Annotated in this window: 23 protein-coding genes and 1 riboswitch; of the genes, 11 read left to right on the plus strand and 12 right to left on the minus strand. The window is 64.0% G+C overall.

Features of this window, described 5'->3' with window-relative positions; genetic code table 11:
• Nucleotides 1–33: 33 nt before the first annotated feature.
• The 3 genes from LLJ08_RS01595 to ahcY form a co-directional block, all read right to left on the minus strand.
• Nucleotides 34–1,851 carry an RNA helicase RhlE2 gene (locus tag LLJ08_RS01595; RefSeq protein ID WP_228208030.1) on the minus strand — a complete coding sequence of 606 codons (1,818 nt, stop codon included), beginning with the start codon at nt 1,849–1,851 and terminating at the stop codon, nt 34–36.
• A 233-nt stretch (nt 1,852–2,084) separates the two neighbouring features.
• Nucleotides 2,085–2,936 (minus strand): methylenetetrahydrofolate reductase [NAD(P)H], encoded by an 852-nt coding sequence (gene metF, locus LLJ08_RS01600; RefSeq protein WP_023446056.1) that lies wholly within the window; start codon nt 2,934–2,936, stop codon nt 2,085–2,087.
• Nucleotides 2,937–3,009: 73 nt separating this feature from the next.
• Nucleotides 3,010–4,416: an adenosylhomocysteinase gene (gene ahcY / locus LLJ08_RS01605; RefSeq protein WP_044316209.1), complete on the minus strand. Its 1,407-nt coding sequence runs from the start codon at nt 4,414–4,416 to the stop codon at nt 3,010–3,012.
• A 24-nt stretch (nt 4,417–4,440) separates the two neighbouring features.
• Nucleotides 4,441–4,524, minus strand: a riboswitch (S-adenosyl-L-homocysteine riboswitch).
• Between the two features lie 166 nt (nt 4,525–4,690).
• Between ahcY and LLJ08_RS01610 the strand changes: the two genes are divergently transcribed.
• Nucleotides 4,691–5,128 (plus strand): hypothetical protein, encoded by a 438-nt coding sequence (locus LLJ08_RS01610; RefSeq protein WP_228208031.1) that lies wholly within the window; start codon nt 4,691–4,693, stop codon nt 5,126–5,128.
• Nucleotides 5,129–5,231: 103 nt separating this feature from the next.
• Nucleotides 5,232–5,678: a c-type cytochrome gene (locus LLJ08_RS01615; protein ID WP_046617533.1), complete on the plus strand. Its 447-nt coding sequence runs from the start codon at nt 5,232–5,234 to the stop codon at nt 5,676–5,678.
• Here LLJ08_RS01615 and LLJ08_RS01620 read toward each other — a convergent pair.
• The 3 genes from LLJ08_RS01620 to LLJ08_RS01630 all read right to left on the minus strand — a co-directional run bounded on the left by LLJ08_RS01620 (nt 5,675) and on the right by LLJ08_RS01630 (nt 9,201).
• Nucleotides 5,675–6,055 carry a DUF1090 domain-containing protein gene (locus LLJ08_RS01620; RefSeq protein WP_104098854.1) on the minus strand — a complete coding sequence of 127 codons (381 nt, stop codon included), beginning with the start codon at nt 6,053–6,055 and terminating at the stop codon, nt 5,675–5,677. The genes LLJ08_RS01615 and LLJ08_RS01620 overlap by 4 nt on opposite strands.
• A 60-nt stretch (nt 6,056–6,115) precedes the next feature.
• A complete protein-coding gene (ligB, locus tag LLJ08_RS01625; protein WP_228208032.1) occupies nt 6,116–7,780 on the minus strand; it encodes an NAD-dependent DNA ligase LigB in 1,665 nt (554 codons plus the stop codon).
• Nucleotides 7,781–7,869: 89 nt separating this feature from the next.
• Nucleotides 7,870–9,201, minus strand: a complete 1,332-nt coding sequence (locus tag LLJ08_RS01630) for a ferredoxin reductase family protein (RefSeq protein WP_228208033.1) — start codon at nt 9,199–9,201, stop codon at nt 7,870–7,872.
• Between the two features lie 173 nt (nt 9,202–9,374).
• On the opposite strand from LLJ08_RS01630, the gene LLJ08_RS01635 reads away from it, so the two are divergent.
• Nucleotides 9,375–10,298, plus strand: coding sequence for an ABC transporter ATP-binding protein (locus LLJ08_RS01635; RefSeq protein WP_228208034.1), 924 nt, complete (start codon nt 9,375–9,377; stop codon nt 10,296–10,298).
• 12 nt (nt 10,299–10,310) lie between these two features.
• Nucleotides 10,311–11,072: an ABC transporter permease gene (locus tag LLJ08_RS01640; RefSeq protein WP_014818773.1), complete on the plus strand. Its 762-nt coding sequence runs from the start codon at nt 10,311–10,313 to the stop codon at nt 11,070–11,072.
• 55 nt (nt 11,073–11,127) lie between these two features.
• Here the strand turns inward: LLJ08_RS01640 and LLJ08_RS01645 are convergent, their stop codons facing one another.
• From LLJ08_RS01645 to LLJ08_RS01665, 5 genes are all read right to left on the minus strand, one after another.
• Nucleotides 11,128–11,460, minus strand: coding sequence for a hypothetical protein (locus tag LLJ08_RS01645; RefSeq protein ID WP_228208035.1), 333 nt, complete (start codon nt 11,458–11,460; stop codon nt 11,128–11,130).
• Between the two features lie 224 nt (nt 11,461–11,684).
• Nucleotides 11,685–12,875 carry a methionine adenosyltransferase gene (gene metK, locus LLJ08_RS01650; RefSeq protein WP_041015624.1) on the minus strand — a complete coding sequence of 397 codons (1,191 nt, stop codon included), beginning with the start codon at nt 12,873–12,875 and terminating at the stop codon, nt 11,685–11,687.
• 14 nt (nt 12,876–12,889) lie between these two features.
• The gene (locus LLJ08_RS01655) at nt 12,890–13,891 is read right to left on the minus strand and encodes an ArsR/SmtB family transcription factor (RefSeq protein ID WP_228208036.1); all 1,002 of its coding nucleotides are present in this window, start codon (nt 13,889–13,891) and stop codon (nt 12,890–12,892) included.
• A gap of 82 nt (nt 13,892–13,973) precedes the next feature.
• Entirely contained in the window at nt 13,974–14,576 is a 603-nt protein-coding gene (locus LLJ08_RS01660; protein WP_014818777.1) for a LysE family translocator, read from the minus strand.
• A complete protein-coding gene (locus LLJ08_RS01665; RefSeq protein WP_228208037.1) occupies nt 14,573–15,469 on the minus strand; it encodes a TauD/TfdA family dioxygenase in 897 nt (298 codons plus the stop codon). Before LLJ08_RS01665 ends, LLJ08_RS01660 begins: the two co-directional genes overlap by 4 nt.
• A gap of 144 nt (nt 15,470–15,613) precedes the next feature.
• On the opposite strand from LLJ08_RS01665, the gene LLJ08_RS01670 reads away from it, so the two are divergent.
• The 7 genes from LLJ08_RS01670 to fba all read left to right on the plus strand — a co-directional run bounded on the left by LLJ08_RS01670 (nt 15,614) and on the right by fba (nt 22,934).
• On the plus strand, nt 15,614–16,552 hold the full coding sequence (locus LLJ08_RS01670) for a LysR substrate-binding domain-containing protein (RefSeq protein ID WP_041015625.1): 939 nt from the start codon (nt 15,614–15,616) through the stop codon (nt 16,550–16,552).
• 94 nt (nt 16,553–16,646) lie between these two features.
• Nucleotides 16,647–18,644 carry a transketolase gene (gene tkt / locus LLJ08_RS01675; protein WP_228208038.1) on the plus strand — a complete coding sequence of 666 codons (1,998 nt, stop codon included), beginning with the start codon at nt 16,647–16,649 and terminating at the stop codon, nt 18,642–18,644.
• Between the two features lie 102 nt (nt 18,645–18,746).
• Entirely contained in the window at nt 18,747–19,793 is a 1,047-nt protein-coding gene (gene epd / locus LLJ08_RS01680) for an erythrose-4-phosphate dehydrogenase (RefSeq protein WP_045666226.1), read from the plus strand.
• A 48-nt stretch (nt 19,794–19,841) separates the two neighbouring features.
• On the plus strand, nt 19,842–21,002 hold the full coding sequence (locus LLJ08_RS01685) for a phosphoglycerate kinase (protein WP_228208039.1): 1,161 nt from the start codon (nt 19,842–19,844) through the stop codon (nt 21,000–21,002).
• A gap of 134 nt (nt 21,003–21,136) precedes the next feature.
• Nucleotides 21,137–21,331: a hypothetical protein gene (locus LLJ08_RS01690; RefSeq protein WP_014818783.1), complete on the plus strand. Its 195-nt coding sequence runs from the start codon at nt 21,137–21,139 to the stop codon at nt 21,329–21,331.
• Nucleotides 21,332–21,354: 23 nt separating this feature from the next.
• Entirely contained in the window at nt 21,355–21,690 is a 336-nt protein-coding gene (locus LLJ08_RS01695; protein ID WP_125897560.1) for an MliC family protein, read from the plus strand.
• 179 nt (nt 21,691–21,869) lie between these two features.
• The gene (gene fba, locus LLJ08_RS01700; RefSeq protein WP_014818785.1) at nt 21,870–22,934 is read left to right on the plus strand and encodes a class II fructose-bisphosphate aldolase; all 1,065 of its coding nucleotides are present in this window, start codon (nt 21,870–21,872) and stop codon (nt 22,932–22,934) included.
• Between the two features lie 60 nt (nt 22,935–22,994).
• Here fba and LLJ08_RS01705 read toward each other — a convergent pair whose 3' ends face one another.
• Nucleotides 22,995–23,375 (minus strand): response regulator, encoded by a 381-nt coding sequence (locus tag LLJ08_RS01705; protein WP_014818786.1) that lies wholly within the window; start codon nt 23,373–23,375, stop codon nt 22,995–22,997.
• Nucleotides 23,376–23,380 lie beyond the last annotated feature (5 nt).

A 23,380-nucleotide genomic window follows, 5' to 3' on the forward strand; every position in this document is an offset into this window, starting at 1 on the left:
CGCCGCCCATCGGGCGGCGTTTTCGTTTGTGGCTCAGGCTTCGCGGTTGCGCGTCAGCAGGGCCGGCTTCTCACCTCGTGGCCGGGTTGGCAGCTGCTCGAGCTGGTCCAGACTGGGCAGCCGATCGATCTTCGATTCCTTGTGGATGATCACTGGCTGCTTTTCACGCGGCTTGGCAGCTTCCTGGCGAGCGACGGCTGGCTCTTCGATCCGTCGGCTGTCGTTCTTGCGCCGTGGCTGGCCGTTGCGCGGCTGGCCGCTGCGCGCCGCCTGGCCTTGGCCCGTACCCGGACGTTTGCCCTTGCCGGCGGGAGCACCAGCAGCGCCAGGGCGTGCGGCTCCGGCGGCACGTGGCGCGGCACCAGCCGGAGCCGGAGCACCATGGCGCCGGCCGCGGTTCTGCTTGTTCTGATACGGGCTGACGTAGTCGACGCGATTGCCGAAGTTGTCCACTTCGTCATCGAGAAACTCGTCCGGAGCACGGTTTGGCGGCAGCTGCGGAGGTCGAGCAGCGGTTTGCGCTTCACTGGCGGCTCCATCGCGAGCAGGCTTGCGCGCCTTGCTCTGGCTGCGGCGGTTGCGTTCCTTCTGCTCGGTGCCTTTCTCTGCCGGCTTTTCGCGCTCAGCGCGAGCCTTGCGTTCGCCACGCTGCGGACGCGGCTGGCGCGGTTCGCGCACCTCCGGCTTCTCCGCCTCGATGGCGCTTGCATCGAAGCCCATCAGATCGCCTTCAGGGATGCGCTGCTTGGTCATGCGCTCGATGCCCTTGAGCAGCTTTTCCTCGTCCGGCGCGACCAGCGAAATGGCTTCACCGCTGCGCCCGGCACGGCCAGTACGGCCGATACGGTGTACGTAGTCTTCCTCGACGTTGGGCAGCTCGAAGTTGACCACATGGGGCAGCTGGTCGATATCCAGACCGCGGGCGGCGATATCGGTGGCAACCAGAATGCGCACCTGGTTGGCTTTGAAGTCGGCCAGAGCCTTGGTGCGGGCGTTCTGGCTCTTGTTGCCGTGAATCGCGGCAGCCGGCAGGCCGTGCTTTTCCAGATACTCGGCCAGACGGTTGGCGCCGTGCTTGGTGCGGGTGAAGACCAACACCTGCTCCCAGGCACCCTGGGTGATCAGGTGCGCGAGCAGAGCGCGCTTGTGGCTGGCAGCCACGCGGAACATGCGCTGCTCGATACGCTCGACGGTGGTGTTCGGCGGCGTGACCTCGATGCGCTCGGGATTGTGCAGCAGCTTGCCGGCGAGGTCGGTGATGTCCTTGGAGAAGGTCGCCGAGAACAGCAGGTTCTGGCGCTTGGCCGGCAGCTTGGCGAGGACCTTCTTGACGTCATGGATGAAGCCCATGTCGAGCATGCGGTCGGCTTCGTCGAGGACGAGAATTTCCACGTGCGACAGGTCGATGGCTTTCTGGTTGGCTAGGTCGAGCAGGCGACCTGGGCAGGCGACCAGCACGTCGAGACCCTTGGCAACCGCCTGGATCTGCGGGTTCATGCCGACGCCACCGAAGATGCAGGTGCTCTTCAGGGGCAGATCGCGGGCGTAGATCTTGAAACTGTCGTGAACCTGGGCGGCGAGCTCGCGGGTCGGTGTCAGCACCAGCACGCGCGGCTGTTTCGGGCCGTAGCGGTGTTCACGATCCGGGTGACCACCCGGAAACAGCAGTTCGAGTACCGGCAGGGCGAAACCGCCTGTCTTACCGGTTCCGGTCTGGGCGGCGACCATCAGGTCGCGGCCTTGCAACACGGCGGGAATGGCCCGCTGTTGCACGGGAGTAGGCTGGGTGTAACCGGCGGCCTCGACGGCACCGGCCAAAGCCTCGGAGAGACCGAGGGAAGCAAAGGACATGAGTAATCCTGTCTTGTTAGGGGCGAGGCCCTGGGATGATCATGCCTGGCTCGAATCGCGACTGGCGTGCGATCCCGTCCGGTCCTGCCGCGGGTCATATATGGCGGCATCCGGGCGTAAGCCTGGCGGAAGCGCGGAGTATAACAGAGCCTGTTAACGCCGCATTGCTCTGACAGTGTCGCAGGTCACGGGTTCATTAGCCAGCTCCGTATTTCTACGGAGCCGGTTGGTGCTCAGCGTGACAGCCCGAGGTTGTTCCAGATCGCCAGGCTCGGCTCGGCCTGGTTCAGCGTATAGAAGTGCAGGCCGGGCGCACCGCCGGCCAGCAGCTTCTCGCACATCTCGGTGATGACCTGCTCGCCGAAGGCCTGGATGCTCTGCATGTCGTCGCCATAGCTTTCGAGCTGCTTGCGCACCCAACGCGGAATCTCCGCACCGCAGGCATCTGAGAAGCGTGCCAGCTTGCTGTAGTTGGTGATCGGCATGATGCCGGGCACCACCGGGGTTTCCACTCCGAGTTTGCGCACGCGCTCGACGAAGTAGAAGTAGCAGTCGGCATTGAAGAAGTACTGGGTGATGGCACTGTCGGCGCCGGCCCTGGCCTTGCGCACGAAGTTGGCCAGGTCGTCTTCGAAGTTGCGCGCCTGCGGATGCATTTCCGGGTAGGCGGCAATCTCGATATGGAAGTGATCGCCGGTTTCGCTGCGGATGAATTCCACCAGCTCGTTGGCGTAGCGCAGCTCGCCGCTGGCCATGCCCATGCCGGAGGGCAGGTCGCCGCGCAGGGCGACGATGCGCTTGATGCCGGCATCCTTGTAGAGGTTCAGCAGTTCGCGCAGCTCGGCCTTGCTGTCGCCGACGCAGGACAGGTGCGGTGCGGTCGGCACCTTCACCTCGCCGTCGAGCTGCAGCACGGTGTTGAGCGTGCGGTCACGGGTCGAGCCACCGGCACCGTAAGTGCAGGAGAAGAAATCGGGTTGGTAGCCGGCCAGCTGGCGGGCCACGTTCAGCAGTTTTTCGTGCCCGGCTTCGGTCTTGGTGGGAAAGAACTCGAAGCTGATGGATGGGCGGTTCAAAGCGGTCATTCGGTTATTCCTTGGGCTGCAGGATGCTGGCGACGAATGCAGGGCACAGTTCGTCGCCAGCAGCATGACCTGCTTAGTAGCGGTAGCTGTCCGGCTTGAACGGGCCTTCGACGGTCACACCGATGTACTCCGCCTGCTTGGTGGTCAGCTGGGTGACCACGCCACCGAAGCCCTTGACCATCTCCAGCGCCACTTCCTCGTCGAGCTTCTTCGGCAACACCATGACGGTGACGTTCTTGCTCTTCTCGGCCACTGGCAGGTCGGCGAACTTCTCGTTGTAGAGGTGGATCTGCGCCAGCACCTGGTTGGCGAAGGAACCGTCCATGATCCGGCTCGGATGACCGGTGGCGTTGCCCAGATTCACCAGGCGACCTTCGGCCAGCAGGATCAGGTAGTCGTCGTTGGTCGGGTCGACGGTCTTGCCGGTGCGGTGGATCTTGTGCACCTGCGGCTTGACCTCTTCCCAGCCCCAGTTGGCGCGCATGAAGGCGGTGTCGATCTCGTTGTCGAAGTGACCGATGTTGCACACCACGGCGCGCTTCTTCAGTGCCTTGAGCATGCCGGCGTCGCAGACGTTGACGTTACCGGTGGTGGTGACGATCAGGTCGATCTTGCCCAGCAGTGCCGCGTCGACGCTGGCTTCGGTGCCGTCGTTGATGCCGTCCTTGTAGGGGGAGACCAGCTCGAAGCCATCCATGCAGGCCTGCATGGCGCAGATCGGATCGACCTCGGAGACCTTGACGATCATGCCTTCCTGGCGCAGCGACTGTGCCGAGCCCTTGCCGACGTCGCCGTAGCCGACGACCAGCGCCTGCTTGCCCGACAGCAGGTGGTCGGTGGCGCGCTTGATGGCATCGTTCAGGCTGTGACGGCAGCCGTACTTGTTGTCGTTCTTGCTCTTGGTTACAGAGTCGTTGACGTTGATCGCCGGGATCTTCAGCGTGCCGCCCTTGAGCATGTCGAGCAGGCGATGCACGCCAGTGGTGGTTTCCTCGGTCACGCCGTGGACGCGCTCGAGCACCTGCGGATACTTGTCGTGCAGGATCTGGGTCAGGTCACCGCCATCATCCAGCACCATGTTGGCATCCCACGGCTGGCCGTCCTTGAGGATGGTCTGCTCGATGCACCACTCGTATTCTTCCTCGGTCTCGCCCTTCCAGGCGAACACCGGGATGCCGGCAGCGGCGATGGCGGCAGCGGCCTGGTCCTGGGTGGAGAAGATGTTGCAGCTCGACCAACGCACTTCCGCGCCGAGCGCGATCAGCGTCTCGATCAGCACGGCGGTCTGGATGGTCATGTGAATGCAGCCGAGGATCTTCGCGCCCTTGAGCGGCTGCTCGGCGGCGTATTTCTTGCGCAGGCCCATCAGCGCGGGCATTTCGGATTCGGCGATGATGATTTCGCGGCGGCCCCAGGCAGCCAGGGAAATATCGGCGACCTTGAAGTCGGTGAAATCGGCAGGCGTCATGACAGCACTCATCGAAGAGTTCTCCATTCGTATAGATGCGAATGGGCGCCGTTGATGCGTTCTGGAAACGCCCCATCCGAGCCTGACAGGTTTCATCCTGCTGCAGCGCCCCTCGGACGGGTGGCGGGCACGGTCGAAGCGGAGTCGACCGGGGAAAAGCCCGGCGATTATAGCTGCGCCGCGCGGCAATCCCAACCCCGCGCCGCGCGAACTACAGCGAGCGAGCGCGGGTCGAAAGTACAGGTTCGGTGACCCTTGCCGGGCGAAACCGTTTCAGGAGACCGCCATGAACCCCATGCTTCGCTTAGCGCCCGTGTTGCTTGTCGGCGCCTTCAGCCTGCCTGCCGCCGCCAAATCCTGCTACGTGCACAGCGAAACCTCCGGCGCGGTTCCTGCGCCAGTGGTGACCGAGCAGTGTTTCGAATTCCACGGCGTGGACAAGGACGACGCCATCGACTGGGTCTGTCAGGACAACGAGGCGGTGAAGAACTCCCGCCGCGAGCTCCGCGACAGTTGTCCCGGCGGCCACTTCGGTGTCTGCACCGCGCCGATGACGGCAGAGACCCTGGCCAACGAACGTGCCACTGGCTCCCAGGCGAAGAACGGTACCTTGCCCAGCCAGGTGGGCGGCGATGCTACGATCGTCACCTATCACTATCACGCCACTGATCGGGCCCAGGCCAAGATCGATTGCGAAAGCGCTGGCGGCAGCTGGTCGCAATAGCCTGTTGAGCAATCTTGGCTGACGGAGTCGAAACCCGACTGATTTGTTCAACCGCGCATGGACGGGGATAATCCCGCGCTTTGCATCGATGAGTGGTTGAACCATGAAGCTGAGTCTGCTGAGCCTGTCCCTGATTGCTGTCCTGGCGCTGACTGGCTGCGACCGGGTCGACCCCAATTCCCCGTTGGGCAAGCGCAAGGCGATCTACCAGGCCATGCTCGATACCAAGGAAGACCTTGGCGGCATGCTGCGCGGGCGCATCCCGTTCGACGGCGAAGGCTTCAGTGCAGGCGCGGCCAAGCTGGACGAGCTCTCGCGGCAGCCTTGGCAGCATTATCCCGATGTGAAGGAAGAGCAGAGCGACGCGCGTGACGACGTCTGGCAGCGTCAGGAGCGATTCAAGGAGATGGCCCGCGAACTGGAAGCGACCACGGCTGCGCTGGTGAGCGTGACGACCTCCGCCCCGGTTACTGCACAAAGCGTGGCGCCGGCGTTCCAGCGGGTCGAGGATGCCTGTGAAGCCTGCCACAAGGAGTTCCGCGCCTACTAACGGCGCAGCGATTCGAGCTTTTCCCGCGACTTGGCCAGCTGATTGCGGCGCAGCTCGATCAGCTGGGCATCACCGGTGCCCAAGGCCTCACGTAGCAGCGTCTCGCGCCGCTCAACCTGGCGATTGGTGTGATCGTATTCGACTTGATGCGGGTGCAGGGCAACCACGCCCTGGCACTGCTCGGTCAGGCCCTGCAGTTCGCTGTCGAGTTGCGTCTGGCGCAGCTTGTCACCCTGCAGGCGCGCCTGCTGCAGCTGTTCGCGCAAGGCCTGGCGCTGGTCGTGGCACTGGCTGTCGGCGTTGGGGGCCGCGCTAGCCAGCGGGCTGATGGCGGTAGCGCCGATCAGCAGGGCAATCGGCCAATGTCGCAAAGACATGCCTCGCCTCCATAATTGTTATCCAGCTCCTATCGACCGCGACATTGGGGGAAAGTCCCTTCAAAACCCCGAAACACCGACAGCGTGCAGCCTGTGACGCAGCAGCTGCAGCTCCGGTGCATGAAAGAAGGTATGCAACTGTTCTGCGCGTGCCTTTCCAACCCCCGGTTCCGCCTGCCATTGCGCCACGCTGCGTGCCGCCAGTACGTCCCAGTCGGGCTGCAATGTGAGCGGCAGATTGACCGGCATGCCGAGCGCCTTGAGCCATCGGCCCGCTGGCCTCTGCCGGGCGAGAGCGAAGCTCGCGACCAGCTTGCTGGCGCGCGACTTGCCGATGCCAGGGACCTGTTGCAACGTCGCCGCGTCCAGCTCCAGCCAGGCGAGCAGATCGGGCAGCAGTCCGGCGTCCAGCAGGGCCTGCCAACTGCCTTGGCCTACCCCGGCAAGGCCAAGCCCCTGCTTGCCGCTCAGCCAGACCATACGGGCGATGAACTGCTGCTCACAGCCCGGCGTTGGCTGCCAGCAGCTGTGCGCGTGATACTGCGATGGGTCCGGTGCCGCGACCTCTGCCCGTTCGGTGCTGCGCCAGACCACCGAATCCAGTTGCGGGACGCTATGCCCGGCGAGTGCAACTGCGACCTGGTCGCGGGGGCGCACATCCAGTTCGCGCCAGCGCTCCAGCGAGCCGAGGCTGAGCGTACGGATACGGCGATCATCGAGATGTACCGGCGCCAGCTGCAGCATGGGCGTGATGCGCCCGGTGCGGCCGATGCGAAACTCCACGGCGCGGACCTCGGTCACCCCCTTGCGCAGCGGATGTTTCCAGGCCGCCGCCCAGTGCGGCTCTGCCTGCCAGCGCTCGGCAGGCGGGCGCGTGCCTTGCCGCAACACCACGCCGTCGGTGGCGAACGGCAGCGGTTGCCGATACCACTGTTCGCGCCAATGCTGCGCTTGCGCGGGACCCTGTAGCGGCAGACTGAACCGCTGACTGTCGCTGAACCCCATGGCGGCCAGCCGCTGCAGACGAAGGGTCATCTGCTCCGGCCCGTTCGGCCAGTCCCAGACGAACAGGCCGATCTGCGCCGCCGTATCGGTGTCCAGCCGGTTGCTGGCCATGGCGCCGGCAACACGGCCGCGCGCGCCAGCGCTGCCACGCTCCGCCTGCACATGCTGCTCCAGACGCCAATAGAGTTCGCCCTGCAGTATCACCTCGCCAGGCGCTGCAAGACGGGACGGAACCGCCGGCAGCTGCCGGACGTGGGCTGTCCAGTCCTGTCCGCTGTGACCATCGCCGCGGCTGATGGCCTGCTGCAGCAGGCCGCCACGATAGACCAGGGTGACCGCCACGCCGTCCACCTTCGGCTGAATCCACAGGTCCTCGCGGCGCTCGATCCAGGCGGCAACCGCCTGCTCGTCGGCGAGCTTGGCCAGCCCGGTCTGCATTGCCGGATGCCGTACCGGACCGCCGGCGCCGGCCAACGGCTCCGGAGCCGCGACGGTGCTCGGGAAACAACGCTGCCAGTCGTGCAGGCGCACACGGCTCTGGTCGTAGATTTCGTCATCCACCAGCGACAGGCCACGGCGGTGATAGGCCTCGTCCCAGTGTTGCAGCTGTCGTTGGAGGCTGGTGATTTCCTGTTGCGCTCGCGCATCGTTCCAGGCTGGGCAGACGGCGAGGCAAAGCGGCGAGAAAAGGCACAATAACAGTGCGATCAGGCGTTGCATGGCGAGCATCCTTGCTCTGATGAGTTGGTCTGGCCTCCCTCGTTGAAGGCCAGCTCATTGTCGCCGGCTCGACGCGGCACGACCGTGCGTCAGCGCATATTGAACAGTTCCTGGTGGAAGTCTCTTGGTGGCAGGCCGTGGCGTTGCAGGTCCCTGCTCAGATCCTGACCGAAGCCCGCCGGGCCGCAGAACCAGACGTCGCTGTCCTGCCATTGCGGCGCCAACTGGCGAAGGCGCTCGGGCGTCAGTCGCCCGCCCTCGCTGGCTACCAGCACGTGCAGGCGCACCCGGGCGCGTGCGGCCAGTTCGCGGATACGCTCGATGAAACTCTGGTCCGGCGCGCTGGTGCAGTAGAACAGATCGACGTTGTCGCCCTTGCCGCTCGCGGCGAGCGCCTGCAGCTGGCCGATGAAGGGCGCAATGCCGATGCCGCCGGCCACCCAGATCTGCCGCGGCTTGCGGCTATGGAAGTCGAAGCAGCCATAAGGCCCTTCGACCTTCACCGCATCGCCCACCTTCAGGGTGTCCGGCAGGGTGCGGGTGTAGTCACCAAGGCCCTTGATGGAGAAGGCCAGCCTGCCGTCGTTGCGCCAGGCTGAGGACAGGCTGAAGGGGTGCGGCCCTTCCTTGTCGTCGAAGGTGACGAAGGCGAACTGCCCGGCCTTGTGCCCCGGCCAGGGACCATCGAGCTTGATATCGACGCGCAGCACGCGGTTGTCGCGATGATGGGTAAGCCCATCGATGCGGCCAACGACCTGATGCTTGCGGCCGATGCGGCGCAACAGCGAAATGCAGGCCGCCACAGAACCCGAAGCCATCATCACGGCAAGGACCAGGCCCAGCGGCGATGTCCAATAGTCGGGCGGCGTCAGCACTACCGAGTGCGCCACCAGCGCCAGATAGACCAGTGCCAGCCAACGGTGCGTCTTGAAGAACCAGCGGTAGGGGAAGCGCTTGACCAGCGCCAGCACGATCAGAATCGCCGCCGCATAGAAGGCCCATTCGCCGATCGTCTCGGCGAGGCCGCGAAAGCGCTGCAGCAGCGCGAAGATACCTTCGTGCAGCTGGCCGTCGCCGCCACGTCGCGCCGGCTTTTCCAGCCAGCCGAAGCCGACCAGCCATTTCGGTATCTGCCCCCAGCCCCAGTGGAAGATGGCGATCACCAGGGCGCTGATGCCCAGCCACTTGTGCAGTCGATAGGTCTTGTCCAGGCCGTCGAAGAAGCGTTCGAAGCGCCGCGGCCGCACCGCCAGCACCATCGCCACGCTCATTGCAACGATGCCGAGCACGCCGCTGTAGTGCACCAGTACCTTGCGCAGCGGCCAGAACTGATAGCGCGCCATGATGAAGTCGTCCACCAGCAACCAGAGCAGCGTCAGTCCGACGAACAGCGCGACGTAGGTGAGTTTTATCTGTCTCATCTCGGGAAAGCCTCCTTGCTGGCGTCCCGTGTGCCAGCGCTTCCAAGCATGTATGCAGCGCTGCGACGCCGCCATGATCACGGTCACTGCGAGTCGTGACCGGGAGATGGCGGGCGCCCTACGGTGCGTTTTTATCTACAATTCCGCCCCTGATTCCTCGAAGAGACGAGCCCGTGCAACCAGTGATCGCCATCGAGCAGCTCACCAAGACCTACGCTTCCGGCCACCCGGCGCTCAAGCGCATCGACCTCGATATCCACAAGGGCGAGATATTCGCTCTGCTCGGGCCCAACGGCGCCGGCAAGACCACGTTGATCAGCATCATTTGCGGCATCGTCAACCCCGGCAGCGGGCGAGTGCTGGTCGACGGCCACGACATCGTTCAGGACTACCGCGCCGCCCGCTCGAAGATCGGCCTGGTGCCGCAGGAGCTGTTCAACGAGGGCTTCGAAAGCGTCTGGGCGACGGTGCGTTTTTCGCGCGGCCTGTTTGGCAAGGCGCCGGACGATTCGTTCCTGGAGAAACTGTTGCGCGATTTGTCGCTGTGGGACAAGCGCAATGCCCGCATCCTCGAGCTTTCCGGCGGCATGAAGCGCCGCGTGATGATCGCCAAGGCGCTGTCCCACGAGCCGTCGATCCTGTTCCTCGACGAGCCCACCGCCGGCGTCGACGTCGAGCTGCGTCGTGACATGTGGGAAATGGTCCGCGGCCTGCGCGAGCGTGGCGTGACCATCATCCTCACTACCCACTACATCGAAGAAGCCGAGGAAATGGCTGACCGCATCGGGGTGATCAGCCGCGGCGAGATCATTCTGGTCGAGGACAAGGACGTGCTGATGCACAAGCTTGGCAAGAAGCAGCTGACCCTCCATCTGCAGCGACCGCTGGCCGAGATTCCCGCGGAACTGGCCAGCTATCCCCTGGAGCTCACCGATGCCGGCAACCAGCTGGTGTTCACCTTCGACGCCCAGCATGAGGATACCGGCATCGCCGAGCTGCTCCGGCGCCTGGCGGCCCACGGCATCGACTTCAAGGATCTGCAGTCGAGCCAGAGCTCGCTGGAAGAAATCTTCGTCAATCTGGTTCACGGTCGCTGAGGAAAAGCCCGCATGAATTTCTACGCGATCCGCGCGATCTACCTGTTCGAACTGGCGCGCACCTGGCGCACCCTGCTGCAGAGCATCGCTACCCCGGTGATCTCCACCTCGCTGTACTTCGTGGTGTTCGGCTCGGCCATCGGCGCGCGAATGGAGGCGATGCACGGCATCCCTTACGGCGCGTTCATCATCCCCGGCCTGATCATGATGGCGCTGCTCACCGAGAGCATCTCCAACGCCTCGTTCGGCATTTACATGCCGCGCTATTCCGGAACCATCTACGAGGTGCTGTCGGCGCCGGTGTCCTATGTCGAGATCGTCATCGGCTATGTCGGTGCGGCGGCGACCAAGTCGCTGGTGCTCGGCGTGATCATCCTTGTCACCGCGCGGCTGTTCGTCGATTACGAAATCCAGCATCCGCTGATGATGGCACTGTTCCTGGTGCTGACGGCCGTCACCTTCTGCCTGTTCGGCTTTATCATCGGCATCTGGGCCGATGGCTGGGAGAAACTGCAGATCGTTCCGGCGCTGATCGTCACGCCGCTGGCCTTTCTCGGAGGCAGTTTCTATTCCATCGAGATGCTGCCGCCGCTGTGGCAGAAGGTCACCCTGTTCAATCCGGTGGTGTATCTGATCAGCGGTTTCCGCTGGAGCTTCTACGGCGTCTCGGACATCAGCGTCGGTGTCAGCCTGGCGATGATCCTCGGTTTCCTCGGCGCCTGTCTGCTGGCGGTGTGGTGGATATTCAAGACCGGCTATCGGTTGAAGAACTAGCCCGTAACGAAAACGCCCGCAGATGCGGGCGTTTTCATTAGCGCGTCGGGGGGGCTTACTTGCCGAACATCTTGCCCAGACCGAGAACTGCATCCTTGGCTTGGGTGACAGCCTGGACCTTCTCATTCACTGCTCCAGCGTCGTCGCCAGCTGCGTTGGCTGCCAGGCCGTCGGCGTCCAACTGAGCGCAGCCGTCTTCGACCTGATTCAGCGCATTGCTGAGTTTTTCGTTGCCTAGCATCTGGCCGAGCAGCTTGCCGGTTTCCAGATTGCCCTGCTGGGCGGCCAGCTGCGCTTGGCATTTGGCTTGCGCGTCAGTGGTGGCGGCCTGCAGCGAGGTGCTGGCGAGGATGATGGCGGCACAGCCGAGAATGAGGGAAATACGCATGGATACGCTCCTTGTAATGCCGATCACAACAGGTGATCGATCGAGTCCGTTCGAAAAGGGCGCTGATGATAGCTGTTGGCCTGCATAGCGGAAAGGCTCTGGAATGGAGGTTTCGTGATGCACTGCTGGCAGCGGAGGGTGTCTGTTGCGGCTCTACCCCCTCTTGAAAGCAAGAAGCCCCGCGCGGCTTGCGCCGGCGGGGCTTCTTGTCGGTGCGGTCGCGCTTACAACCCGGCAGCGGCGCGCAAAGCGTCGGCCTTGTCGGTCTTTTCCCAAGTGAAGGCGGTGAAGGTGTCGGCCCCCGCCGTCATCTCGTAGGGATTGCGGCCGAAGTGGCCGTAGGCCGCGGTGGCGCGGTACATCGGGTGCAGCAGGTCGAGCATGCGGGTGATCGCGTAAGGGCGCAGATCGAAATGCTCACGGACCAAAGCGATGATCTTGTCGTCGCTGAGCTTGCCGGTGCCGAAGGTGTTCAGCGAGATGGAGGTCGGCTGCGCTACGCCGATGGCGTAGGACACCTGAATCTCGCAACGATCGGCGAGGCCGGCGGCGACGATGTTCTTCGCCACGTAGCGGCCGGCGTAGGCGGCCGAGCGATCTACCTTGGACGGGTCCTTGCCGGAGAACGCACCGCCGCCATGGCGGGCCATGCCGCCGTAGGTGTCGACGATGATCTTGCGGCCGGTCAGGCCGCAGTCGCCCACCGGGCCGCCGATGACGAACTGCCCGGTCGGATTGATGTGGTACTGGGTGTCCTTGTGCAGCAGCTCCGCGGGCAGGCTGTGCTTGATGATCAGCTCCATCACCGCTTCGCGCAGGTCGCTCTGCTTGACCTCGGGGTTGTGCTGGGTGGACAGCACGATGGCGTCGATGCCGGCGACCTTGCCGTTCTCGTAGCGGCAGGTGACCTGGCTCTTGGCGTCCGGGCGCAGCCATGGCAGCAGGCCGTTCTTGCGTGCTTCGGCCTGGCGTTCGACCAGGGCGTGGGAGAAGCGGATCGGCGCCGGCATCAGCACGTCGGTCTCGTTGCTGGCGTAGCCGAACATCAGGCCCTGATCACCGGCACCCTGGTCTTCCGGCTTGGTGCGGTCGACGCCCTGGGCGATGTCCACCGACTGCTTGCCGATGATGTTGATGATGCCGCAGGTGGCACCGTCGAAACCGACTTCCGAGCTGTTGTAGCCGATGTCGACGATGACGTCGCGCACCAGTTGCTCCAGATCGACCCAGGCCGAAGTGGTGACTTCACCGGCAACGATCGCCACACCGGTCTTGACCATGGTTTCGCAGGCCACGCGGGCATGCTTGTCCTCGGCGATGATGGCGTCGAGCACCGCATCGGAGATCTGGTCGGCGATCTTGTCCGGATGTCCTTCGGACACGGACTCGGAGGTAAAAATCGAGTATTCGCTCATCTATCGGTTTCCTATTACCGGTGGGTGAGTCGGTCGTCAGGGGCGGACCGGGAAAAGTACCGGGCCTGGATCTGAAAACCGTTCTTCAAGCCAATGTAGAGGCTCTCGCCGGGCGTGAGCCCCGCGGCATCGGCCCAACGGGCCAGATCGTCCTGTTCGAAGCCCAGCCAGAGATCGCCGCAGGCCTCCCTGGCCCAACTCTGATTGTGGCTGCACAGCTCCGTGACCAGCAGGCTGCCGCCCGCGTTCACCAGCCGTGCCAGTTGTTTGATCGCCTCGCCGGGCGCCGCCAAGTGATGCAGCACCATGTTCAGCACCACGCAGTCTGCCGGCGGGCAGTCGTCGTGCAGTGCGTCGGCGAGCTTCAGCTCGACATTTGTCAGCCCCGCTTCCTGACAGCGCGCACGCGCCAGATCGAGCATGGCGGGGCTGTTGTCCAGCGCCACTACGCGGGCGAAGCGCCGCGCCAACTCCGGCAGGAAGCTGCCATCCCCGGGACCGACTTCCAGCGCCGTGGCGCTGGCATCGAAGTTCAGTGCATCGAGCAAGGCCATCACGCTGTCGCGATACTGCGGCAGCCCGGCGATCAGATCCTGGCGGGCCTGGAAGCTGTCGGCCATGCGCGCGAAGAAATCCTCGCTGGCTGCGCTGCGCTGGGCATGCACGGCGGCGATACGGGCCTCGATCTCGCGCGGCAGCTCCAGCCGATCGGCTTCCTCGAGCAGCGCCGCGTGCAGCTTGCCGCCGGGGCTGTCGACCAGCGGCAGGCTGCGTCGGTAGAACACCGCGTTGCCTTCGCGGCGGGTTGCCAGCAACCCAGCCTGGGTAAGTACCTTGAGGTGGTGGCTCATGCCGGACTGACCGATGGCGAAGATCTGCGCCAGCTCGAGCACGCCGAACGAATCACTGGCCAGCGCCCGCAGTACGTTCAAACGCAATGCATCGCCGCCGGCCTTGCACAGGGCGGCGAGCGAATCACTGGCGTCGAAACGGATCTGGGGCATGCGCAGGCTCATAAGGCGCGCAGTCTAGTCGGTCACTTTTCGTACAGCAAGGGCAATATCAAAAAGTTTTGATATTGCCCTTCTGGGCGCAGGGTTACTGCAGCAGGCGGGACAACCCCAGGGTGCACGACACCAGGCCAAGGCCGATGAGGAAGTAGTTCGGCAGGATATCCAGCAGGCGCTGAATCAGTCCTTCGCCGGCCAGACGGCGCGAGAGCAGGCTGTAGGCGAGCAGGATGCTCAGATCGATCACCGCCCAGATCACGATGAGCACCGTCGCCTGTGGCGCGAACGGCTGCGCGGGCAGGATGAAGCCGGGGAGGAAGGCGAGAAAGAACAGGATGTCCTTGGGGTTGGACAGGCCCACCGCCATGGCCCGCCAGAAATAGTGCGCCTCGCTGCGTTTGGGCATGGCGGCCTCGCTGCGTCCGCCGCACAGGCTGTCGCAGCCCAGCCATATCAGGTACAGGCCGCCGAGGATCTGCCCGGCTTCGAGCACCAGCGGGTCGAGGTCCAGCGCCAGGTAGATCATCACCAGTGCGGCGATCATCAGGATCTGCGCAGACAGCGCGCCGCCGAGAATCGTCCACAGTGGCCAGCGCCGGCGCGCGTCGGATACCACCAGTGCGACCACCGGTCCGGGAGAGGCGATCAGCAGGGCGACCGCCGCGGCGAAGGCGAGATAGGTTGCGTTCATAGTTCGGTCACCAGGCCGAATACCCGGCTGCGTTTGCCCAGGCGCTCGGCATAGAAGTTCGGATTGGTGATGGCGAAGGCGCGCTGGATCCAGCGATCGCTGCCGTCGAAGCGTGCACTGAAGGGGCTGCGGGCGTGAGCGGTGCGGCGATTGTCGATGATCAGCATGTCGCCACGATTCAGCCGCACCGGCTCGACCACCTCCCAGGCTATGGCGCGCAGCTTGTCCATCAGTTGTTGGGCGCGGCTGCTGAAGGCCAGCATGAAGTGCGGGTCGAAACGGAAGAAAGGTGCATCCGGGTCGCCGTAGAGGATGGTCTGGTGGCGATTGATGTCGATGCGCTGGTTCTTTTCGGTGGGACCGTAATCGGACAGGAAGTTGTACGGCTCGGTGAGGAAGAACGCCTGCTCTTCGAAGGTCAGTCGCTCGAGGATGCGCTCGATCGAGGCGATATAGGTGACCGCCTCCGCGTCGGGGTCCTGGCGCAGGCAGAGCAGCACCAGATAGTCGGGCAGTACGGAGTGGAAGGCGTTTTCCGTGTGCAGGTCCAGTTCGGTATCGAAACTGTCCGACGTTGCACCGCGGGAATGTGCCTGCTGCGGGAAGAAGTTGTTGACGATGCAGCCCTCGGACTCCTGCAGATAGCCGATCGGTTCGCCGAGCAGGGCGGTGGCCTGCAGCAGAAGGCGCTCGCTGCTGTCGTCGGGTTTGCAAAGCAGGTCGCGGCTCAGCGGTGTTGGCGGGATGTCGCCGATGGGCAGGCTTTCGAGGGTCATGAAGCCTTTCTTGTTACCGAACAGCCTGAAATTGATGATCTGGCCGATCTGCTCATGCTGCAGTGCGCTCTTCTCTACCGCATTGGCCAGGAGCGTCTCGTAGTATTTGTTCTGCATGGCATCCTTTCCTGAGTTTTTATTGGTGCGCGTGCGTGCTAAGTGAATACCGAAGTTGGCCCGGAACCCATTGCTGGCGCAGTATTGGGACGCTGGAAAAGATTGGAAAATGGAAAAAATGACCCCTAAGGATGAGTTTTAGTCATGCCGGATTCGGTTGTCGCAGCACCGCGCATGCCGCCGCTCTATGCCTTGCGCGCCTTCGAGGTGGCGGCGCGTTTCGGCTCGTTCACCCAGGCCGCGCAGAGCCTGTTCATCACCCAGAGTGCGGTCAGCCGGCACGTGAAGACGCTGGAAGAGCATCTCGGCTGCCAGCTGTTCGAGCGGCACGGCTCGCGTCTGACGCTGACCGATGCCGGGCGACTGCTGGCGCAGGAGTTGAAGATCGGTTTTCGCACCATCGAAAACGCCTGCGTTGCGGTGACCCGCCAGCGCGGTGCGTTGCGCCTGAAGGCGCCGTCGACGCTGACCATGCGCTGGTTGCTGGGCACGCTGGAGGGCTTTCATATGGCCAATCCGCAGAACCGCGTGCAGTTGACCAGTGCCTGGATGGATCTGGACGCAGTGGATTTCAGTAGCGAGCCGTTCGACTGTGCAATTCTGCTTGGCAACGGCGGTTTCCCCGCTGATTGGCGACGGGTGAAGCTGTTCGATGAGTGGCTGGTGCCGGTCTGTGCTCCCGAACTGCTTGGCAACACGGCCTGGACCACTCAGCGGCTGGGCGAGGCGGAGCTGATCCATCCCTCGCGGGATTGCCGTGACTGGCGGCGCTGGCTGCAGCGTACCGGGCGCGCGGATCAGATCGCCTGGCAGCAGGGCAAGCTGTTCGACACCCTCGAGCTGGGCATCTCCGCCGCGGCGCAGGGGCATGGTGTCTCGATCGGCGACCTGGCGCTGGTCGGCGCCGAGCTGCAGCGCGGCAGCCTGGTGCTGCCGTTCCATCAGGCAGTGAAGTCCGGTGACAGCTATTACCTGGTCTGGCCTGGCGGCGGCGATGAGTCGGCGACCCTGATGCGCATGCGCGATTACCTGCTCGAACACCTGCCGGACGTGACCAGTCAGGGCGTCGAGCTGTTGGATTGAGCTTGCGGGGCGGCCATTCAGTCATTGCCGCGGCCACCCTCGGTAGGGGAAAATGGCCGCCTTTTTCTACGTACACCCCGCAGGAGATTCAGCGATGCCCAGCCGTCGTGAGCGAGCCAATGCCATCCGCGCCCTCAGCATGGATGCTGTGCAGAAAGCCAACAGCGGCCACCCGGGTGCCCCCATGGGCATGGCGGACATCGCCGAAGTGCTCTGGTGCGATCATCTGAAGCACAGCCCGACCAACCCGCAGTGGGCCGACCGCGACCGCTTCGTGCTGTCCAACGGCCACGGCTCGATGCTGATCTATTCGCTGCTGCACCTGACCGGTTACGACCTGACCATCGATGACCTGAAGAACTTCCGCCAGCTGCACAGCAAGACCCCGGGCCACCCGGAGTTCGGCTACACCGCCGGCGTCGAGACCACCACCGGTCCGCTCGGTCAGGGCCTGGCCAACGCTGTCGGTTTCGCCGTGGCGGAGAAGGTCATGGCGGCGCAGTTCAACCGCCCCGGCCACAACATCGTCGACCACAACACCTATGTGTTCCTCGGCGACGGCTGCATGATGGAAGGCATCAGCCACGAAGTCTGCTCGCTGGCCGGGACCCTTGGCCTGAACAAGCTGATCGCCTTCTACGACGACAACGGCATCTCCATCGACGGCGAAGTGCACGGCTGGTTCACCGATGACACCCCGCGTCGCTTCGAAGCCTATGGCTGGCAGGTGATCCGCAACGTCGACGGCCATGACGCCGACGAGATCCAGATGGCCATCGAGACTGCGCGCAAGAGCGACCGTCCGACGCTGATCTGCTGCAAGACCATCATCGGCTTTGGCTCGCCGAACAAGCAGGGCAAGGAAGAATCCCACGGTGCTGCGCTGGGTGATGCCGAAATCGCGCTGACCCGCGAGGCGCTGGGCTGGAAACACGGCCCGTTTGAAATTCCGGCCGAGGTCTACGCCGAGTGGGACGCCAAGCAGAAGGGCGCCGACGCGGAAAACGAGTGGAACAAGCGCTTCGCCGCCTATGAAATCGAATTCCCGGCGCTGGCGTCCGAGTTCAAGCGGCGCATGGCCGGCGAGCTGCCGGCTGACTTCGCCGAAAAGGCCAGCGAGTTCATCCGTGAAGTCGCCACCAAGGGCGAGACCATCGCCAGCCGCAAGGCCAGCCAGAACTGTCTGAATGCCTTCGGCCCGCTGCTGCCGGAGCTGCTCGGCGGCTCGGCGGACCTCGCCGGCTCCAACCTGACCCTGTGGAAGGGCTGCAATCCGGTGGTAGCCGAGGACGCCTCGGGCAACTACATGTATTACGGCGTGCGCGAGTTCGGCATGGCCGCGATCATGAACGGCATCGCCCTGCACGGCGGCCTGATTCCGTACGGCGCAACCTTCCTGATGTTCATGGAATACGCCCGCAATGCCGTGCGCATGTCCGCCCTGATGAAGCAGCGCGTGCTCTACGTCTTCACCCACGACTCCATCGGTCTTGGCGAAGATGGCCCGACTCACCAGCCGATCGAGCAGCTGACCAGCCTGCGCACCACGCCGAACCTGGACACCTGGCGCCCGGCCGATACCGTCGAATCCGCGGTGGCCTGGAAGCATGCGGTCGAACGCAAGGACGGCCCGAGCGCGCTGATCTTCTCGCGCCAGAACCTGCCGTTCCACGTGCGCGACAACGAGACCGAGGCGGCCATCGCCCGCGGTGGGTACATCCTGAAGAACTGCGCCGGCGAGCCGGAGCTGATCCTCATCGCCACCGGTTCGGAAGTCAGTCTGGCGGTGCAGGCCGCCGACAAGCTGACCGAGCAGGGCCGCAAGGTGCGTGTCGTCTCGATGCCTTGCACCAGCGTGTTCGATGCCCAGGACGCCGCCTACAAGCAGCAGGTGCTGCCGGTGGAAGTCGGTGCACGTATCGCCGTCGAGGCGGCGCATGCGGACTACTGGTACAAGTACGTCGGCCTTGACGGTCGCATCATCGGCATGACCACCTACGGGGAATCGGCTCCGGCCAATCAGCTGTTCGAGGAATTCGGCTTCACCGTCGACAACATCCTCGCCGTCGCCGAAGAGCTGCTGGAGGACTGACCGCAAAGATGGGGTGGATGGCTGCGGCCATCCACCCATCGAGCCCCATCCGCGTAGGGTGGAGAACATCGGTTTTCCACCTGCAGGACCGACGAAGAACCCATGGCCAACGCCCGTCCCTATCGCGTCGCCCTCAACGGCTACGGCCGCATCGGCCGTTGCGTGCTGCGTGCATTCTATGAGCGCGGCGCCGCCTTCGATTTTCAGTTCGTTGCCCTCAACGATCTGGCCGACATGGCCAGCCTGGAATACCTCACCCGTTTCGACTCCACCCACGGCCGCTTTCCCGGCGAAGTGAGCGTGGATGGCGATTGCCTGCACCTCAACGGACACTGCGTGAAGGTGCTGCGTGAGTCGACGCCCGAGGCCATCGATTGGCGGGCGCTGGACGTCGATTTGGTGCTGGAGTGCTCGGGCGCCTACACCAGTCGCGCCGATGGCGAGCGCTTTCTCGCCGCGGGTGTGCCGCGGGTGCTGTTCTCGCAGCCGATGGCCAGCGCGGCGGATGTCGATGCCACGGTGGTCATGGGCATCAACCAGCAACAGCTGACGGGTTCCGAGCGGCTGGTGTCCAACGCTTCCTGCACCACCAACTGCGGCGTGCCATTGCTCAAGCTGCTCAACGATGCGGTGGGCATCGAATACGCCTCGATCACCACGATTCACTCTGCGATGAACGATCAGCCGGTGATCGACGCCTACCATCATGAGGACTTGCGCCGCACCCGTTCGGCCTTCCAGTCGGTAATTCCGGTGTCCACCGGCCTGGCGCGGGGTATCGAACGCCTGCTGCCGGAACTCTCGGGGCGGATTCAGGCCAAAGCGGTGCGGGTGCCTACGGTGAACGTGTCCTGTCTGGACATCACGCTGCAAACCGCCTGCGATACCGATGCGCGAACGATCAACCGGGTGTTGCGCGAGGCCGCCGAAGGCGGGCCCTTGCAGGGCTTGCTGGCGTATACCGAGCTGCCCCACGCCAGCTGCGATTTCAATCACGATCCGCATTCGGCGATCGTCGACGGCAGCCTGACGCGCGCGTCCGGCCCGCGCCTGGTGAACCTGCTGGCCTGGTTCGACAACGAATGGGGGTTCGCCAACCGCATGCTCGACGTCACCGACCACTATCTGCGCGTGGCCAATCGTACCTAGCCCCCGCGCCTGGAACATCGCTGCTTCTCGAACTTAAGGAAGACCAACATGACCGTTTTGAAGATGACCGATCTCGACCTCCAGGGTAAGCGCGTGCTGATCCGCGAGGACCTCAACGTGCCGGTGAAGGATGGCGCGGTGAAGAGCGATGCACGCATCCTGGCCTCGTTGCCGACCATCAAGCTGGCGCTGGAGAAGGGCGCGGCAGTGCTGGTCTGCTCGCACCTGGGGCGACCGGAAGAGGGCGTCTACAGCGAGGAAGACAGCCTCAAGCCGGTCGCCGACTACCTGACCAAGGCCCTCGGCCGCGAAGTGCCGCTGATCAAGGACTATCTCGAGGGCGTCGAGGTCCAGCCCGGTCAGCTGGTGCTCCTGGAGAACGTGCGTTTCAACAAGGGCGAGAAGAAGAACGCCGACGGGCTGGCGCAGAAGTACGCCGCGCTGTGCGACGTTTTCGTCATGGATGCCTTCGGCACCGCGCACCGCGCTCAGGGCTCGACCCATGGTGTGGCCAAGTTTGCCAAGGTGGCCTGCGCCGGCCCGCTGCTGGCGGCAGAGCTGGATGCCCTGGGTAAAGCGTTGAAAACCCCGGCCAAGCCAATGGTTGCCATCGTCGCCGGTTCCAAGGTGTCGACCAAGCTCGACGTGCTGACCTCGCTGGCCGACATCTGCGACCAGCTGATCGTCGGCGGCGGTATCGCCAACACCTTCCTCGCCGCGGCGGGTTACAACGTTGGCAAGTCGCTGCATGAAGCGGATCTGCTCGACACCGCCAAGGCCATCGCGGCTAAGGTTGCCGTGCCGCTGCCGGTCGACGTGGTGGTCGCCAAGGAGTTCGCCGAGAGTGCCGAGGCCACGGTCAAGGCTGTCGCCGACGTCGCCGACGACGACATGATCCTGGATATCGGCCCGAAGACCGCCGCCATGTTCGGCGAGATGCTCAAGGCTTCGCAGACCATCCTCTGGAACGGTCCGGTCGGCGTGTTCGAATTCGACCAGTTCGGCAACGGCACCAAGGTGCTTGCTCAGGCCATCGCCCAGAGCCCGGCGTTCTCCATCGCCGGCGGCGGCGACACCCTAGCAGCCATCGACAAGTACGGCGTGGCCGAGCAGATCTCCTACATTTCCACCGGTGGTGGCGCCTTCCTCGAGTTCGTCGAGGGCAAGGTGCTGCCGGCGGTCGAAGTGCTGGAACAGCGCGCCGACTGAACTTCGCGGGCGAGGTGAACGCCTTGTGCCGTTCGCCTGCCGGCCCAGGAGATGCCGGGCCGGCAGCGCATGGAGCAACCCCGGCGGCTCGCCGTGGTCTTTGTTCTATCTGGAACAAGAAAAGGGGATGCACCATGCGCTATGCCGTTGTTGCTGTTTGCTGCCTGGGGTTGGCCGGTTGCGCCGGGAATTCACCGGATAGCGCTTGCCAGGTACTCGACCCACCGCCTGTCCTCAGCCCGACTGCCGAGCATGACCAGCGCGTCGAAATGCAGGCCACGGGCGACCCGACCATCACCACGCAAGACGGCCTGCAGGATTGCCCGTGATCACCGTTTGCCAAGGAGAAGGAATGAACAAAGGCCTGTCCATGCTGATCGCAGCGTTGCTGCTCGGCGGTTGTGGCCACTGGCAATCCGGCCCGGATGCGCCATTCGTGCGCTGGAAATGCCAGAGTCAACAGAACATCGCCTGGCGATACGCTGACGATCAGCACTCGGCGATCGACCTGAAACTGGGCAATGACGAACGTATTCATACCCTGCGAAAGGAACCAGCCACCCGCGGCAGTTTCTATAGCGATGGCGTACTCGCTTTCCACGACAAGGGTAACGAGGCGCTGGTGTACCGCGTCGCCGATGACAAGGTGCTGGCCCATGGCTGCAGTGCGTCGCTCATCAGCATTTAGCGGCTAATGATTCATACAGGCCTCGCCGATGCGGGGTTTTCGACTGAAAGCTGGCGGGACGCTGGCATTTGCCGCCCCCGCCACTACAATGCCGCGCCCAGCGTGCGGCGCTTGAACAGCGTCGGCCACTGCGGCAGGCTCTACACGATCAAACGACCCAGACCGGGAGAAAGGAAAACATGGCACTCATCAGCATGCGCCAGATGCTCGACCACGCCGCCGAGTTCGGCTACGGCGTGCCGGCCTTCAACGTCAACAACCTCGAGCAGATGCGCGCCATCATGGAAGCGGCTGACAAGACCGACTCCCCGGTGATCGTCCAGGCTTCCGCCGGTGCCCGCAAATACGCCGGTGCGCCGTTCCTGCGTCATCTGATCCTGGCGGCGATCGAAGAATTCCCGCACATCCCGGTGTGCATGCACCAGGACCACGGCACCAGCCCGGATGTCTGCCAGCGTTCGATCCAGCTCGGCTTCTCCTCGGTGATGATGGACGGTTCGCTGCAGGCAGACGGCAAGACCCCCGCCGACTACGACTACAACGTGCGCGTGACCCAGCAGACCGTGGCCTTCGCTCACGCCTGCGGTGTTTCCGTGGAAGGTGAGCTGGGCTGCCTGGGCAGCCTGGAAACCGGTATGGCCGGCGAGGAAGACGGCGTCGGTGCCGAGGGCGTACTGGACCACAGCCAGCTGCTGACCGATCCGGAAGAAGCCGCCGACTTCGTCGCCAAGACCAAGGTCGATGCCCTGGCGATCGCCATCGGCACCAGCCACGGCGCCTACAAGTTCACCAAGCCGCCGACCGGCGACACCCTTTCGATCCAGCGCATCAAGGAAATCCATGCGCGCATTCCGGACACTCATCTGGTGATGCATGGCTCCTCGTCGGTGCCGCAGGAGTGGCTGCAGATCATCAACCAGTACGGTGGTGAAATCGGCGAAACCTACGGCGTGCCGGTCGAAGAAATCGTCGAGGGCATCAAGTACGGCGTGCGCAAGGTCAACATCGACACCGACCTGCGTCTGGCCTCCACCGGCGCGATTCGCGAGTTCATGGCGAAGAACCCCAGCGAGTTCGACCCGCGCAAGTACTTCGCCAAGACCGTCTCGGCCATGCGCGACATCTGTATCGCCCGCTACGAGGCCTTCGGTACCGCCGGCAACGCCAGCAAGATCAAGCCGATCTCCCTGGAAGGCATGTTCCAGCGCTACGCCAGCGGCGAACTGGACCCGAAGATCAACTGATCCGTCCAGACGTGAAAAAGCCCGCGCTATGCGGGCTTTTTCGTTTCGGCGCAGTGTCGGTCAGCTGGCGAGCAATGCCTGAATCTGGCTGTGCAGCGTGTCCAGGGCGAAGGGCTTGGCCAGCACCGGCGCCGAGCGCGCAATGGGGCTGCCCGATTCATAGATTTCAATCGGATAGCCGCTGATGAAGATCACCTTGAGGTCGGGCCGCAGCTTGAGTGCCGGCTCGGCGATCATCACTCCGGATACATTGCCGGGCAGGCGGAAGTCGGTTACCAACAGATCCAGCTGCGGTTTGGTCGCCAGGATTTCGAATGCCTTGGGCGCGCTGTCCGCTTCCAGTACCTGGTAGCCCTCGCTGGCCAGATAGTCCGAGAGCAGGCTGAGGATATGCGGCTCGTCTTCGACGAGCAGAACGATTTTCGGCAGTGCGTGGTTCATGGTGG

Source organism: Stutzerimonas chloritidismutans (assembly GCF_020783375.1).
Classification (GTDB): domain Bacteria; phylum Pseudomonadota; class Gammaproteobacteria; order Pseudomonadales; family Pseudomonadaceae; genus Stutzerimonas; species Stutzerimonas kunmingensis.